General features: G+C 42.7%; 14 protein-coding genes and 3 pseudogenes. 9 read left to right on the top strand and 8 right to left on the bottom strand.

Annotation, left to right across the window (positions count from 1 at the left end; all coding sequences use genetic code 11):
- From PSE7429_RS25680 to PSE7429_RS14815, 5 genes and pseudogenes are all read left to right on the top strand, one after another.
- Nucleotides 1–132: pseudogene (locus PSE7429_RS25680) on the top strand (ISKra4 family transposase); the annotation flags it as partial.
- Between the two features lie 44 nt (nt 133–176).
- Nucleotides 177–1694 (top strand): ATP-binding protein, encoded by a 1518-nt coding sequence (locus tag PSE7429_RS14830; RefSeq protein ID WP_233424360.1) that lies wholly within the window; start codon nt 177–179, stop codon nt 1692–1694.
- Nucleotides 1695–1705: 11 nt separating this feature from the next.
- Entirely contained in the window at nt 1706–3121 is a 1416-nt protein-coding gene (locus PSE7429_RS14825; RefSeq protein WP_009628054.1) for a diguanylate cyclase domain-containing protein, read from the top strand.
- A 761-nt stretch (nt 3122–3882) separates the two neighbouring features.
- Entirely contained in the window at nt 3883–6159 is a 2277-nt protein-coding gene (locus tag PSE7429_RS14820; RefSeq protein WP_009628053.1) for an ATP-binding protein, read from the top strand.
- A 130-nt stretch (nt 6160–6289) separates the two neighbouring features.
- A complete protein-coding gene (locus PSE7429_RS14815) occupies nt 6290–7282 on the top strand; it encodes a diguanylate cyclase domain-containing protein (protein WP_009628052.1) in 993 nt (330 codons plus the stop codon).
- 198 nt (nt 7283–7480) lie between these two features.
- On the opposite strand, the gene PSE7429_RS14810 is transcribed toward PSE7429_RS14815, so the two are convergent.
- Nucleotides 7481–8611, bottom strand: coding sequence for a glycosyltransferase family 4 protein (locus tag PSE7429_RS14810; protein ID WP_009628051.1), 1131 nt, complete (start codon nt 8609–8611; stop codon nt 7481–7483).
- Nucleotides 8612–8841: 230 nt separating this feature from the next.
- Nucleotides 8842–9381 carry an acetolactate synthase small subunit gene (gene ilvN, locus PSE7429_RS14805; protein ID WP_009628050.1) on the bottom strand — a complete coding sequence of 180 codons (540 nt, stop codon included), beginning with the start codon at nt 9379–9381 and terminating at the stop codon, nt 8842–8844.
- A 165-nt stretch (nt 9382–9546) separates the two neighbouring features.
- Here ilvN and rsmH point away from each other — a divergent pair, with 165 nt between their 5' ends.
- The gene (gene rsmH / locus PSE7429_RS14800) at nt 9547–10413 is read left to right on the top strand and encodes a 16S rRNA (cytosine(1402)-N(4))-methyltransferase RsmH (RefSeq protein ID WP_009628049.1); all 867 of its coding nucleotides are present in this window, start codon (nt 9547–9549) and stop codon (nt 10411–10413) included.
- A gap of 2 nt (nt 10414–10415) precedes the next feature.
- On the opposite strand, the pseudogene PSE7429_RS14795 reads toward rsmH, so the two are convergent.
- Nucleotides 10416–10765 (bottom strand): annotated as a pseudogene (locus tag PSE7429_RS14795) (hypothetical protein).
- A 77-nt stretch (nt 10766–10842) separates the two neighbouring features.
- Nucleotides 10843–11049 (bottom strand): hypothetical protein, encoded by a 207-nt coding sequence (locus tag PSE7429_RS14790; RefSeq protein ID WP_009628046.1) that lies wholly within the window; start codon nt 11047–11049, stop codon nt 10843–10845.
- Between the two features lie 142 nt (nt 11050–11191).
- Here PSE7429_RS14790 and PSE7429_RS14785 point away from each other — a divergent pair, with 142 nt between their 5' ends.
- Together PSE7429_RS14785 and PSE7429_RS14780 are read left to right on the top strand one after the other, a co-directional pair.
- A complete protein-coding gene (locus PSE7429_RS14785) occupies nt 11192–11416 on the top strand; it encodes a DUF433 domain-containing protein (RefSeq protein WP_040688880.1) in 225 nt (74 codons plus the stop codon).
- Entirely contained in the window at nt 11413–11745 is a 333-nt protein-coding gene (locus PSE7429_RS14780) for a DUF5615 family PIN-like protein (protein WP_009628044.1), read from the top strand. Before PSE7429_RS14785 ends, PSE7429_RS14780 begins: the two co-directional genes overlap by 4 nt.
- 27 nt (nt 11746–11772) lie before the next feature.
- On the opposite strand, the gene PSE7429_RS14775 is transcribed toward PSE7429_RS14780, so the two are convergent.
- Genes PSE7429_RS14775 through PSE7429_RS14760 form a run of 4 tightly spaced genes read right to left on the bottom strand, consistent with a single transcriptional unit; the run spans nt 11773 to nt 14474 of the window.
- A complete protein-coding gene (locus tag PSE7429_RS14775; protein ID WP_009628043.1) occupies nt 11773–12186 on the bottom strand; it encodes a hypothetical protein in 414 nt (137 codons plus the stop codon).
- Between the two features lie 4 nt (nt 12187–12190).
- A complete protein-coding gene (locus tag PSE7429_RS14770; protein ID WP_009628042.1) occupies nt 12191–12535 on the bottom strand; it encodes a hypothetical protein in 345 nt (114 codons plus the stop codon).
- On the bottom strand, nt 12525–12743 hold the full coding sequence (locus tag PSE7429_RS14765) for a hypothetical protein (RefSeq protein ID WP_009628041.1): 219 nt from the start codon (nt 12741–12743) through the stop codon (nt 12525–12527). Before PSE7429_RS14765 ends, PSE7429_RS14770 begins: the two co-directional genes overlap by 11 nt.
- Before the next feature lie 30 nt (nt 12744–12773).
- Nucleotides 12774–14474 (bottom strand): tetratricopeptide repeat protein, encoded by a 1701-nt coding sequence (locus PSE7429_RS14760; RefSeq protein WP_009628040.1) that lies wholly within the window; start codon nt 14472–14474, stop codon nt 12774–12776.
- Nucleotides 14475–14611: 137 nt separating this feature from the next.
- Here PSE7429_RS14760 and PSE7429_RS25675 point away from each other — a divergent pair.
- Nucleotides 14612–14786: pseudogene (locus PSE7429_RS25675) on the top strand (transposase); the annotation flags it as partial.

Raw genomic sequence — 14786 nt, 5'->3', positions numbered from 1 at the left:
CTGGTGCTGTTGAATCTACTATCAAGCAAATTGGGCGTAGAATCAAAATAATCTGGTGCTCAGTGGGAGCGCGATAATCTTCCCCAAGTTCTTAAACATCGTTGCGCTTATCTCAACCTCAATCTTGCCTAAGTATATTTACTCAGTGCCTAATTGAGATGCTCCCATTAGCAACCTTGTCTGACTCTTTTAATCAAATGGCAACGGAGTTAAAAAACTCGTTTGAGACCTTAGAAAATCGGGTGGAAGAACGCACCGCCGAACTAGTGATTGCTAAGGACAATGCGGAGGTTGCCAATCAAGCTAAAAGTACCTTTATTGCGAATATGAGCCATGAGCTGCGATCGCCCCTGAACGCAATTATTGGATTTTCCCAGCTTATGTTACGCACGAAACATTTGCCATCTGAACAGTATGAAAATGCGGGAATTATTCAGCATAGCGGCGAATATTTACTAACGTTAATTAATAATGTGTTGGATTTTTCTAAAATTGAAGCGGGGAAAACAACTCTCAATCTCAAAGATATTGACCTCCATCAATTGCTTAACGATTTGGAAGATATGCTGCATCTGCAAGCGGTAAATGCAGGGTTAGAGTTAATCTTCGCGCGAGGGGATAATTTGCCCCACTACATCTATACGGATGGTGTGAAATTACGTCAGGTGTTACTGAATTTATTGGGTAATGCCCTCAAATTTACGCATCAAGGCGAAGTGATTTTGAGGGTCAATGCCATAGAGCATCAAAAATTCAAAGACTATCAAGAATATACTTTCCATACTATAAACTTTAGCGTTAGCGATACGGGAGTGGGGATTTCCTCTACAGAGTTAGCCAAGTTATTTGAGGCTTTTAGTCAAACAGAATCTGGTCGAGCGGCTCAAGAGGGAACGGGACTAGGATTAGCAATTAGCCGTCAGTTTGTCCAGTTAATGGGAGGAGATATTACGGTCGAGAGCCAGTTGGGTAAGGGGACGACTTTTAACTTCTCAATTCAGGCGCAATTGGGTAAAGAAACTGGCAAGGGAGATGTCTATTCCAGACGAGCAATTGCGCTTGCTCCCAATCAACCGACCTATAAACTTTTGGCAGTGGATGATAAAGCCATTAACAGACAATTATTAATCGGAATTCTCGCGCCTTTAGGTTTTGAAATCAAAGAAGCGAGTAACGGACGCGAGGCGATCGCGATCTGGGATGAGTGGGAACCGCATTTAATCTGGATGGATATGCGAATGCCCGTGATGGATGGTTATGAGGCGACCAAATATATTAAGTCCACAACGAAAGGAAATGCTACGGCGGTAATTGCCTTAACTGCCAGCGTGTTAGAAGAGGAAAAAGCGATCGTGCTCTCCGCAGGATGCGATGATTTTGTTCGTAAACCCTTTAAAGAAAGTACGATTTTTGAAACGATCGCGAAGCATTTAGAGGTGCAATATATTTACGAGGAGCTAGCCTTAGAAGAACCTATTGCCGATCACCCAGATCCCCTATTAGCCTCCGAAGATTTAGCTATAATGTCCGAGGAATGGCGATTGCAATTGTACCAAGCCGTCATAGAAGCTGATAGTAATCGCGTTACAGAACTGATTCAAAAGATCCCCGACCCAGAATCGTATTTAGTAAAAATCCTCAAAAAATATAATCGTCAGTATAAATTTGATGAAATTGTCGAGCTATTGTCCTAGGCGATCGCACTATGAACCAATCAATTAACGGAGACTTAGTGAATTTTGATTCTCTGTCTGAGTCAAAAGGTAACATCCTGTTGGTAGATGATTTACCAGAAAACTTGAGATTGTTGACTGAGTCCCTTTCTAAACTTGGTTACACGGTTCGTAGTGTCATCAGTGGAAGTAGAGCGCTCAAGACTGCAAAATCGAAACTCCCCGATCTCATTCTGTTAGATGTAAAAATGCCTGAAATGGACGGATATCAAGTTTGTAAAGCTTTTAAAGAGGATCCCGAACTTTGTCATATTCCCATTCTGTTTATCAGTGCTTTAGACGAAGCCTTTGATAAATTAAAAGCGTTTCAATTGGGTGGTGTGGACTATATCACTAAGCCTTTTCATATCGCCGAAGTCGTGGCTCGTTTAGAAGCTCATTTAACGATTCGGAAACAACATAGAATGTTGCAAGCGGAAATTGTCAAACGTAAGGAAATTGAAGAAATCCTATATCAATCCAGATCGCTCCTTTCGGGCATTTTAAATACTGCATTAGATGGAATTGCGGCTATGCAGGCCGTCCGCAATTCGATTACAGGTGATATTCAGGATTTTTGCTGTTTAGCGGTAAATCCTGTTATTGCTAAAGCCCTGCGCCGCAACCGAGAAGATGTCATCGGTAAGTTATTCATCAAAGAACTGATCGAAAAGCTTGCACCAGAATTATTCGATCGCCTTGTGACAGTTGTCGAAACTGGTGCATCTTTAGATGAAGATTTTTACTATCCATCGGGTGATTCCTCTTGGTATCACTATGTCGCTGTAAAGTTAGGTGATGGTTTTGCGATCGCGATTCGCGATATTACGACGCGCAAGCAAACAGAGCTAGCTTTACAGGAGCTAAATTATAAATTGCAGGAAGCAAACCATAAGTTGGAATTGCTTGCCAATTTAGATGGATTAACCAAGATTGCCAATCGTCGCTGCTTTGATGATTACCTAACCACAGAATGGCAACGCCATCAAAGAGAACAAAACCCTCTATCGCTTATCCTGATCGATATTGACTATTTTAAACGCTACAACGATAGCAATGGACATCAAGGCGGTGATGATTGTTTAATTCGAGTTGCGCAGGAAATTGCTAAAGTCACCCATCGCCCAACTGATTTGGTTGCTCGCTATGGTGGCGAAGAGTTTGCTGTGATCTTGAGCAATACCAATGTCGAAGGGGCACTAAAGGTTGCAGATGCTATTCAAACTGCGATCGCTAATCTCGCAATTATTCACGATAATTCCGATGTAAGCGAATATGTCACCCTGAGTATGGGAGTCGCTAGCCTAATTCCGACATCGGAACGAAGTCCTCAAGATCTGATTTCCTGCGCCGATCGAGCGATGTATGCAGCGAAACATCAGGGGCGCAATCGAGCGATCGCTTACTAAGTTACAATCTCCGACCTTAACCCGATGAAGAAGTCTATTCCACCGCATAGCTTTTGCCCGCATAGCTTTTGCCCGCATAGCTTTTGCCGATTGTCCTAGGTATTTCAGCATAATTAAAAACCAAAACCAGAGAGCATACCGCCCGCTGCGCGGGCGGTATGCTCTTCTAGGTTTTAAGTTTACTTATGCCGAAATACTTAGGACATAAACCCCAAGAATTGAATGGCGGCGCGAAGCACTCCCATTCAATTCTTGGGGTTTTCAAGTTAAGAAATGGCTACGCCATTTCTTAACTTGAAAACCCTTACTAGGTTTAGTTTTTAATTCACAAAAATGTTGTCACCCTTTCGTGAATTGGTATAAGTGGTTGGGCATAATTAAAATCCAGTATCAAAACCTGTAGCGCACGCGAAGCGTGCGCTACAGATTTTGGGCTTTTATATTTAATTACGCCTAGCTACTTAGCTAAATACTTTGTGTCGTTGTATACGAATTTCAGATCAGAGGTTGGTGAGAATATTTATTAAACTGCAAGAGCTATTTTGAATAATTTCTTTAAATAATTACTTTTAAATGATTAAGTAAGTGGGCTTAATTAAATATAAAATCCTAAAACCTGCGGCGCACGCTGCGCGTGCGCCGCAGGTTTTATATCGGGATTTTAATTATGCTGAGGTACTTACTTTTAAATGATTACTTTAAATGATTACTTTGCCCAACTATTCTAGGCATCTGCATAAATGTTCAAACTTTAGCAACCTATGTACAAAAATCTTCCTTCCAAAAAAGCAAAACACCCTTTAATTTCGATTAGATTATTCTTAATTGCGCCCTTTACAATACTAATCATTGGGGCAGTGGGAGCATTGGGCTATTTGTCCTTTCGCAATGGGCAGAAGGCGGTCAACGATATCTCTGGACAACTCCAACAGGAAATAAGTTCTAGGGTTAAAGATCGGGTGCAAGGTTATCTAGAAGTGCCGCGTTTAGACAATCAAAATATAGAACCAATTCGGGAATTTCTGCAAACCCTAAAGGTTGGTAAATCAGGCTTGGTATTTGTGCTTGAGCCATCAGGTGACTTAGTGGCAACTTCCCTAGCCAATCAACCCCTAGCTATTAACAAAAATCGCATTAAGGCTATGGATAGTAACAACCCTGTCCTAGCTCAAAGTATGCAGTCTATGCGATCGCAACTTGGCGATTTAGCAAAGATTCAGCAAACTACCCGCTTAGATTTTCAGCTAAATGGCGAACGTTATTTTCTCACAGCCTCACCGATCAGAGATAAATATGGGCTGAACTGGCTGGTTGCCGTTGTTGTACCTGAATCTGACTTTATGGAGCAGATTAATATCAATACGCAAGATACGATTTCACTGGCGATCGTGGCTTTGAGTTTAGCACTCAGCATGAGTTTTTTTATTGCCCAACTCATGTCGCGCTTCGTTCGCGATCTTAACAAGTCAGCTACAGCGATCGCCAATGGGGAAATGGATCAATTTGTAGAAGTAAATGGATGTGCAGAACTAGAAGCTCTAGCCAGTTCATTTAATCAGATGGCTAGTCAGTTACAAACTTCTTTTGCAACCTTAGAAAATCGCGTACAGGAGCGCACTTCAGAACTAGCAGTTGCTAAAGATAGAGCCGAAGTTGCAAGCAAGGCGAAAAGTGCTTTTATTGCGAATATGAGCCATGAATTGAGATCGCCGCTCAATGCCATTATTGGCTTTTCTCAGGTAATGTTACGCACGAAAAACCTTTCACCTGAACAATACGAGAATATAAATATTATTCATCGTAGTGGTGAATATTTATTGACATTAATCAATAATGTGCTTGACTTTTCTAAAATCGAAGCAGGCAAAAACACGCTCAATTCCAAAGATATTGATTTATATCAATTGCTTGATGATTTAGAAGATATGCTCCATTTGAGGGCAGTAAACGCTGGATTAGAGTTGATTTTAGATCGGGGTGGTAATTTACCGCGTTACATTCACACAGATGGCGTGAAGCTCCGCCAAGTTTTACTAAATTTGTTAGGCAATGCCATCAAGTTTACACAACAAGGCGAAGTAGTTTTGCGTATGAGTTCTATTGAAAATTCAGAACCTCAAAGCTACAGCTTAAATTTTCAAGTAAGCGATACAGGGGTTGGGATTGCACCTGAGGAGTTAGATCAATTATTTGAAGCTTTTAGCCAAACAGAATCAGGTCGAGAAGCTCAGGAAGGAACAGGCTTAGGATTAACAATTAGTCGCCAGTTTGTGCGATTAATGGGAGGTGACATCACCGTTACTAGTGAACTCGGTAAAGGGACTACTTTTAATTTCTCAATTCAGACTAAGCTAGGCAACGCAATCAGCGGTGAAACCTTGGAAAAGCGCCAAGTCATAGCTCTTGCTCCCAATCAACCAGACTACAAAATTTTAGTGGTAGATGATAAACCAATCAACCGTCAATTATTGGTGAAACTGCTGGCTCCATTGGGGTTTGAGGTAAAAGAAGCGAGCAACGGGCAAGAAGCGATCGTCATGTGGGAAGCATGGCAACCTCATTTAATTTGGATGGATATGCGGATGCCTGTAATGGACGGCTATGAGGCAACTAAGTATATCAAATCCACAACCCAAGGCAATGCTACTGCCATCATTGCGCTAACCGCTAGTGTCTTAGAACAAGAAAAAGCGATCATTCTATCGGCGGGTTGTGATGATTTTATGCGTAAACCCTTTAAAGAACAGACGATTTTTGCAGCCTTAACGAAACATCTAGGTTTGAAATATGTATACTCAGATTCTCCTAATGACTCAGTAGATTTATCCAATTCGGCGACATCCTTAGATTTGTCAGTTATGTCCGACGAGTGGCGATCGCAAATATACAAAGTTGCCCTAGAGGGTGATAGTAATCGTGTTAATCAACTAATTCGAGAAATTCCCAATCAAGAATCAGCAATTGTGAAAATGCTAGAAAAATTTGCTCATCAATTTCAATTTGATGAAATGTTAGAGATATTAAGTATTTCAGCCTAGTAAAACCCAGAACCAAAGCATGTATCTCGCGCTTAGCACGAGATACATGCTTCTAGGGGTAAGCTGACTTATACTTAGCTAGTTACCATAGCCAATTCGCAACATGTATAAACTATTTAATTAATCTTCTGTGAATCCTAATTCTCCATCAGAAAGCAAAGGTAATATTCTCTTAGTAGACGATCTGCCTGAAAATCTCAAATTGTTGACCGATTTACTCACCGATCTTGGCTATACAGTTCGTAGCGCCATTAGTGGAAGTAGGGCTCTAAAAAGTGTAAGAGCGAAACTGCCTAATATTATCTTGCTCGATATCCAAATGCCAGAAATGGATGGTTATCAAGTCTGTCAAACTTTTAAAGCCGATCCTGATCTTTGTGATATCCCGATTCTCTTCATTAGTGCTTTAGATGAAACTTTTGATAAATTAAAAGCTTTTCAAGTTGGGGGAGTAGACTATATTACGAAACCGTTTCAAATTGAAGAAGTTGTCGCTCGTCTAGAAACTCACTTAACGATTCAGAGACAGAAGAAGAGATTACAAGATGAAATTGTTAAGCGTAAGGAAACTGAATTTGCTTTACAGGAAGCAAATCGTAAATTGGAGTTACTTGCTAATTTAGATGGATTAACTCAAATTGCTAATCGCCGCCGATTTGATGATTTTTTATCTCTAGAGTGGCAACATCACAAACGCGAGCAAACTCATATTGCGCTAATCCTAATCGATATTGATTATTTCAAGCGCTATAACGATACCTACGGACATCAAGGTGGGGATGATTGTTTACTTCGCGTCGCACAGGCGATCGCCAAAGTTGCACAACGGGCTACAGATTTGGTTGCAAGATATGGGGGTGAAGAGTTTGCAGTGATTTTGAGTGGTACTGATGCAAAAGGTGCGCTAAAGGTTGCAGATGCTATTCAAACTGCGATCGCCAATCTTGCAATTCCTCATCAAAGTTCTGATGTTAGCGATCGCGTAACTCTGAGTATGGGAATTGCTAGCCTGATTCCGACATCGGAACGAAGTCCTCAAGATCTAATTTCTTGCGCCGATCAAGCGATGTATACAGCGAAACATCAGGGGCGTAATCGGGCGATCGCTTATAAGGTTACATAATCAAAAAGCTGTAGCGAACGCTGCGCGTTCGCTACAGCTTTTTGGGCTTTATATTTAATTGAGCCCAGATACTTACAGCACATTGCGCTCAAACCCAAACCAAGGAAATTTTTGAAAGCGTTGCTAAGCAACGCTTTCAAAAATTTCCTTGTGGTTCGTTTGATCGATAATTGCTGTAAGAAATGGCTACGCCATTTCTTAACTTGGTATGAGGGAAAATTTGCAGGTCTCGATGGTTTGTTCATAATAATTTTGCAATTGTCGAGTGGCTGCATCCCAACCCCATTTTTCGGCTTCAAGGCGCGCCTCAATGCACATATACTCATTGCGATTTTGTAATAAATTTTCGGTGGCTAAAACTAACCCATTGCTATTGGTGGGATCGAATAAATAGCCATTAATGCCATTGGTAACAATATCGGGAATGCCTCCTGAATTAGCTGCTACTACTGGACAGCCTGCCGCCATGGCTTCAAGGAGGACTAGTCCGAGGGTTTCCGTCCGAGATGGAAATAAAAAGGCATCGCTAGAAGCAAAAGCAGAAGCTAGATCGTCGCCACGCAGATAGCCCACAAAATTAGTATTGGTATTGGCAAAAATTTTCTCCAGCTCTTGGCGATAGGGACCATTGCCAACTAGCGCAAGACGGCTATTCGGGATTGCTTGCAGCACGGGCAAAATTTGCTGGATTTCCTTTTCGGCGGATAGCCTCCCGACGTAGAGAAATAGGATGTCTTCGGGATGTCCTTCGGTCAAGCGCGATCGCATTTCTGCACTTTTAAAGCGCGGGTGAAACTGGACGGTATCGACACCCCGCTGCCAGAGATCGAGACGCTCGACCCCATGCGATCGCAATTCATCGATCATCACTGTCGAGGTACAAAGGTTTAGAGCTGCTTGATTATGGGTGTTTTTCACCAATTCCCACATCACCCCTTCCAGAAAACCTAAACCATAGTGCTGTAAATATTGCGGCAAATGGGTGTGATAGGAAGCCATGAGAGGATAATTCATCGTTTTGGCATAATATAAACCCGCCATTCCCAAAATAGCAGGATTCACGACATGCACGATATCTGGCTTGAATTGCTCCAACGCGTGACCGATCGAAGGGCGTGGCAAAGCAAGTTTTAATTCTGGATAGAGGGGAAAATCAAAGGCTGACACGCCATAGATCTCCGCCCCACAATATTCCTTCAGCCCCCCATCGGGCGAGAACACCAGTACTTGATTACCGAGCTTGACCAGATACTCAACGGTATATTTGAGGCGGGTAACGATGCCATCAATTTTTGGCAAAAAAGTCTCGGTAAATATGGCGATACGCATAGTATGACTGTACGGAATCGTTGTCTGAGGTTTGACAGCATCATACTATAGCGGTAAGCCCCATCTAAATAAAAAGCGTCCTATGGTGGTTTTTATTTACAGTACTTTGCATTTTGTTAGTGGATGTAGCCCATAAATTGCCCCACTTGCAAATCATCGCAGCGCAAACCTCAAAAGATGAGTGGCAGTGCAAAGCACTGCCACTCATCTTTGGGATTTTGTTACTCAATTTAGAGGTTAGATAAAGCGCCACGCGCCCCATCACGAGAAATTTTTAGATATTCCGTATTAACGCCCGATTCGCGGGTGAGAGAGACCTTGCCCGTACGAGCAATTTCGCGAATGCCAAACTTATTTAACATCTTCAAGATGGCAACCATCTTTCCAGGATCGCCCACCACTTCAATTGTCAAGAAGTCGTCAGCCACATCAACAATACGGGCGCGGAAAATTTGCGCTATTTCAATAATTTCCGATCGCACATTTGGTGCAGCATTTACCTTGACAAGCATTAGCTCGCGCTCTACGCAAGGAATATTAGTAAAGTCGAGAATGGTAATCACATTGATCAGTTTATGCAACTGCTTGGTGATTTGCTCAATCGTGTGATCGTCGCCAGAGACAACCATCGTGATGCGCGTAAATCCATCTTGTTCGGCAGTTCCGACCGCAAGGCTCTCGATATTAAAACCTCGGCGGGCGAACAAGCTAGCAATGCGGGTCAGCACGCCTGCCTCATCTTGGACGACAACGGAGAGAGTATGTTTCATGGTGACAAAGTCGGAAAATAAACAGCACAGTAGACTATATTAATGACTTTGGTTACCTTATTGCGATTATCAAGATACATATTGATAACGATTAAGGTGCTTTGCTTCCAAAACTAAAGGGGTGCTTTGCGTCCTCCTTAGTCAATTTATTCCCCCATCACAAATATGACTGCTCAGTTTCATCACGTTCCCGTCCTTGCCGAACCCACGATCGCAGGTTTAGCCATTACCTCAGGCGGTATATATCTCGACTGTACCGTGGGCGGCGGCGGGCATAGCTCGTTGATTTTGCAAGCGGCCGAAAATGTTCGCTTAGTTGGAATCGATCGCGACGAAATGGCGATCGCGGCGGCTAGTGAAAAATTGCAAGATTATCAAAACCAAGTCTCGTTCTGGCGCGGTAACTTTTGTGAATATCAGCCCGCCGCAGATTTGCAATTTGATGGCATCCTTGCCGATTTGGGAGTAAGTTCGACTCAGTTTGATGTGGCGGAGCGGGGCTTTAGTTTTCGAGAAGCAGGCGATCTCGATATGCGGATGGATAATCGCCAAACTCTCACTGCTGCTGAAATTGTGAATCACTATCAAGAAGTGGAACTTGCGGATATCTTTTTTAAACTGGGAGAAGAGAGACTGTCCCGCAGAATTGCCCGTCAAATCGTCGAGAAGCGTCCCTTTAAAACAACCTTGGAACTGGCTAATGCGATCTCGGCATGTGTTCCCTCTAGTTATCGTCATGGCAGAATTCATCCTGCTACCCGCACCTTTCAGGCTTTGAGAATCGCTGTCAATCGAGAATTAGAGAGCCTTGAGAAATGGCTTGCTGTTGCGCCGAATTGGCTGAAAGTGGGGGGCAAAATTGTGGTGATTACTTTCCATAGTCTCGAAGATCGGATTGTTAAGCATACGTTTCGCGAAGACGATCGCTTACAGGTTATTACCAAAAAAGTAATTATTGCCACCGATGAAGAAAATCGGGCAAATCCGAGAGCGCGATCGGCGAAGTTGCGTATTGCTCAAAGGGTTGAATAAATTTACGCGACTTTCAACCAGTCAAAGATATCCCTAGCGGTAATCTGCCAAGTTTCTAAGCCTGTCATTACTGGCAAGGGTTGTTGGGGTTCAGTTTCAGCGAAGTAAATCTGGGTTGAGCCATTTTGAAAGACGACGATTGATTTGGTGGCAGGATCGAGGAGCCAGCCGAGTTCACTCCCTTTAGGTCGATCGCTCTAGAGAGACGGGTTTGTAAGCCGCTATGTTTTCCTTTGGGCATGGGCTTTTGGGTGATGGTTCCGTGGGCATATTCGCTGGCGGGCTTGGTTTCGGGAAGGGCGAGAAATGCTTCAAGGGAGATGGTTTGGTCTGTTTTGATAGTGGCAATCATAGTGATGACTCTAATGGATAGTGACTTTTGTGAGTAATACCAGTTGCAGCATTAGACTATCTTAAGGCGATCGCCTTCTAATCATCGGGAAATTGCCAACACATGATCCGTTCGACATTTTTGGAGCCACATCGACATGCCTCAGCATGGGAGGCAACCCATTCATAATCGCATTTGCGACAGTGATGGAGGACGTTATTGATATTAGCGGCGGCAATGCGATCGCGTCCTGCTTTTAGTTCTTCAGGCGTGAGGACAGATTCAAGATCATTTGGCTCAGTCATTAATTTATCGTCTATTTTTTTCGATCAACATACCACAGCTACTTTTTCTCAGTACCATTTTTACTTGTCAAAATCTTGATAACGATAGAAAAATTAACTGCTACAATGATTGCAGGCAAATACTTATGGTAAATATTGCTGTATGGACTATCACAATATCATTACGATTGAATCTGGAAAGCGTAGCGGTAAGCCTTGCATAAGAGGAATGCGAATTACCGTTTACGATATTTTAGAGTATCTAGCTGGGGGAATGACAGAAGCAGAAGTTCTGGAAGATTTTTCTGAGCTTACTTTGCAGGATATTAAGGCTTGTCTGAGTTTTGCGGCTGAACGTGAGAAAAGATTGTTTGTTGCTACGTTATGAAACTGCTTCTAGATGAGAACTTGTCAGATCGGATAGTTTATCGAATTGGCGACTTGTATCCTAAATCTGAACATGTTAAAACTTTAGGACTAGTACATACTGATGATGCTTTGATCTGGAAATATGCGAAGGAAAATGATTTTGTGATTGTTTCCAAAGATTCAGACTTTCATCAACGGAGTTTGCTTTATGGACATCCTCCCAAGTTTATCTATCTTCGCATCGGGAATAGCCCAACTTCTAGAATTGTTGAGATTTTGAGAAATAATGTCGAGATTATTACTGAGTTTGTTGATAGTGAATCAGAGAGTATTTTGGTTTTAGGTTAGTTGCGATCGCCACAGATATCTAGCTATCTAGGCTGGCATCAGTTGCTGGGTTTGTTGATTTTGTAGATACTCTAAGACCAATAATCTGAGATAGTCCAACATACAGATATATGATTGCATTTGTGGATAATGCGATCGCGCTTCGCTGTAAAGTTGCACGATCAAGTGATTATTAAATACGCTCAGTTTTTGTAGTTCGGCGATCGCTTGGCGATCGTTTCTTAAAGTTCCTGATGCGGCGATTTGGCTGGCGTAACCGCGAATACTTACTGTCAGTAATTCAATTTCTTCTAATGGAGTAAATTCTGCCTCGGATTGGGGGAAGTTTTGGGCAATTTGTTTGCGTTCTAGTTTGGTGTTTTGATAATTCACGGTTAACTGCTCTAGGAGTTGAGCAATATAGTTTTGCTGAGATGTTAATTGATTTTGAGTTTGTGTCATTTGTTTATTCCTCGTTGGTTCCATAGGTGACTATTTTTTCAATTCCATATTGGTCTGGTCGCACGATTAGAAATTCTGTACCTTTGCGGTAAACGGCTGAATCATCCTGTCGATAGCCAGATCGCGGAACTCTTATCGAGCCTTTTTTATTGAAGTTATGTGCTTTGCGTAGATAGCGAAGTATGGGAAATCCTTTTCTTTGAGCATGGTCTAAGACGCTTTGCGAGATGCTGCTGTAGGTTCCTGCTTCCCATTCCTTGAGATAGTTGAGTAATTCAGCTATTTCGGTATCAGTATGCCCTTCAAGGATTTGGGCTAGGTATGGGTCTATGGGCGACTCATCTTGCATCTATTTTTGTGGTTTCGGGTATATGGTTATGTTCATTTGTTCGATTTTGCATCCTTTGAATGAGTTCGTCTAATTCTATGGGGCTTTTATTGATAATTTGCTTGAGCCAAATGTTGAGGACGATCTGTATTTTTTGTCGTTCTGTAGGGCTTAAGTTTCGATAGGCTCTAGCAATTTCTGGTTCGACTTCAAAGCTAATGGTTTCCATAATTTACCTCTAGTTTTTCCTTTTTGATTTTTATTTGCTCTCAATGCCGTGTAGGATGGCGATGATAATTTCGTAATCTTGATAATCCAATCCTTCGCAGAGAATATCTTCATCCCTTTGTCCGTTGAGAATTTTCCGAATCGAGGTGATGAGATTATGCCAACCACACGAAATCATATTTTCCAAAACTGGCTCTAATTCCTGTCTGACCTTGGCATTTTCCACTGCTCTTACTACACTATCGATAAGTTGCACGTGTCGACTTAGCTCATGCTCTAAGCCTGCAAAATTGGCGCGGGCGGCGCGAGACTGGCGACGATATTCCTTAGCTTTGGCTGGCTTGCCTTGTTTATCGCTAATCTCTGCCAAGAAATTGTAAGTCGCCCAAATCTGAATCGCCGTAGGATCGAGGGTTTGACTAATACTTAGGGACTCATCAGCTAACTGTTGGGCTTCGTTGAGTCGGTCAGGAAGTTGTTGGATTAGATTAGCAAGATTAGTAAGATGTTGAGATAACAAAACGCAATTACCAGTTTTTCGACCTACATCAATCGCCTTCCGATACCATTCTTCAGCCTCTTTCAGTTTTCCTGTATCTTCGCTTATGATCGCCAGATGATGCCAAGTCATTGCCGCCTTTGCCAAATCACCCTGAGATTCCTTAATCTGGGCAGACTGGCGATACATCTGTTCTGCTGCTTCCCATTGACGCGATTCTTCAAAGGTTCTACCCATCTGATGCAATGCTGCTGATTCTGCTGCGGGTTCGTTAAGTTGCTGAAAGATTTGTAGTGCTTCTTGGTAGTGTTGGACGGCTTCGGTAAGTCTCTTCTGCACTAGTGCCAAGGTTCCCATCTGTTGTTTTACAACGGCTTCTCCTCGAAGATCGCCAAGTTCTTTATCAATCGCTAACGATGCCTCGTAGGACTCACGGGCGCGATCGTAGTCCCCCATATCAGTCAACACATCCCCTAAATCTGTCTGTAATCCACCTATATTTCGCTTCATGCTGTTAGTTTGCTCTAGCAGTCCCGCCACCTCCAACCCAAGCCGATAGGTTGCCGCCGCTTGTTCTGTTTGTCCCGTTGACCGATAGCACCGTCCGAGTCTGTTCAGTGTGATACAGCGCTGATAGCTGGGAGTCGCACCCAAGCCTCTCAAGATATCCTGAAAGACCGCCTCTGCTTCGGTATAGCGTCCTGTACTCCATAACTGTTCGCCTGTATTACTCTGTGTCAGAAACCAAGTTTGGGAATCAACCCCACTACCCATATATCGCGCCATGTCTGCCAAATTCTCTCGATCCTGATTTAGCCCAAAGAAATACAAAAATTTATTAACTTTACTCATAAAATCTACCGCAAAGTTTTCACCTGCGGTGATACTGCCACGCACCGCATACAGGAAATTTGGCAATTCCCTTTTGGATATAGCTCTAGTAAAAAAAGGATTTTTATCATCCTCAAAATGCAAATAAATTGACAGTTGGTAATAGCATTGCCGATGGCGGATGAGGAGTTGTTGTTGTTCGGGTTCAGTGAGTCGTGACCAAATTGAAGGGGCAAAGGTCGGATGAAACTTAAGAAAAGGATAATCTATGCCTAAATGAGTTAGTGCTTCCGCCTTTATTAGTCCCTTTGCTTCTAGCTGAACTCTAAACTTGTGCCATTCCGTTTCTGAAAATTCCGTAATCGCTAGTAATTCACTTTCTAGTGCGCCCCCCTGAAACACGCCTAATCGCTTAATCCATTCCTGTGCTTCAGAATCAAGCCGATTAATTGACAGATTAAGCGAAGCAAGGGCGTTGTTGCATAAAAAGGGGGTTAGAAGGTAAATTAAGTATTAAGCAGGAGATGAGACCCCGAAAGATGACAGAGAAATATGAGATCCGCAACTGGTCAGAGTATAACGCAGGGCTGAAACAAAGAGGAAGCCTGACCTTTTGGATTAGCGAAGAAGTAATCGAAGGATGGTTAAATCAAAACATTAAGCGGCAAACGGGGAGCATCCAAAGACTATAGCGACATAGCAATAGCGACATTT

Origin of the sequence: Pseudanabaena biceps PCC 7429 (genome assembly GCF_000332215.1) — a bacterium.
In the GTDB taxonomy this organism is placed as follows: Bacteria; Cyanobacteriota; Cyanobacteriia; order Pseudanabaenales; family Pseudanabaenaceae; genus Pseudanabaena; species Pseudanabaena biceps.
This window is presented reverse-complemented; position numbering and strand designations above follow the sequence as displayed.

Coding starts and splice junctions, on each gene's coding strand:
- PSE7429_RS14825 (WP_009628054.1), top strand. CDS start 1,706: ATGAACCAATCAATTAACGGAGACTTAGTGAATTTTGATTCTCTGTCT.
- PSE7429_RS14820 (WP_009628053.1), top strand. CDS start 3,883: ATGTACAAAAATCTTCCTTCCAAAAAAGCAAAACACCCTTTAATTTCG.
- PSE7429_RS14810 (WP_009628051.1), bottom strand. CDS start 8,611: ATGCGTATCGCCATATTTACCGAGACTTTTTTGCCAAAAATTGATGGC.
- ilvN (WP_009628050.1), bottom strand. CDS start 9,381: ATGAAACATACTCTCTCCGTTGTCGTCCAAGATGAGGCAGGCGTGCTG.
- rsmH (WP_009628049.1), top strand. CDS start 9,547: ATGACTGCTCAGTTTCATCACGTTCCCGTCCTTGCCGAACCCACGATC.
- PSE7429_RS14790 (WP_009628046.1), bottom strand. CDS start 11,049: ATGACTGAGCCAAATGATCTTGAATCTGTCCTCACGCCTGAAGAACTA.
- PSE7429_RS14785 (WP_040688880.1), top strand. CDS start 11,192: ATGGACTATCACAATATCATTACGATTGAATCTGGAAAGCGTAGCGGT.
- PSE7429_RS14780 (WP_009628044.1), top strand. CDS start 11,413: ATGAAACTGCTTCTAGATGAGAACTTGTCAGATCGGATAGTTTATCGA.
- PSE7429_RS14775 (WP_009628043.1), bottom strand. CDS start 12,186: ATGACACAAACTCAAAATCAATTAACATCTCAGCAAAACTATATTGCT.
- PSE7429_RS14770 (WP_009628042.1), bottom strand. CDS start 12,535: ATGCAAGATGAGTCGCCCATAGACCCATACCTAGCCCAAATCCTTGAA.
- PSE7429_RS14765 (WP_009628041.1), bottom strand. CDS start 12,743: ATGGAAACCATTAGCTTTGAAGTCGAACCAGAAATTGCTAGAGCCTAT.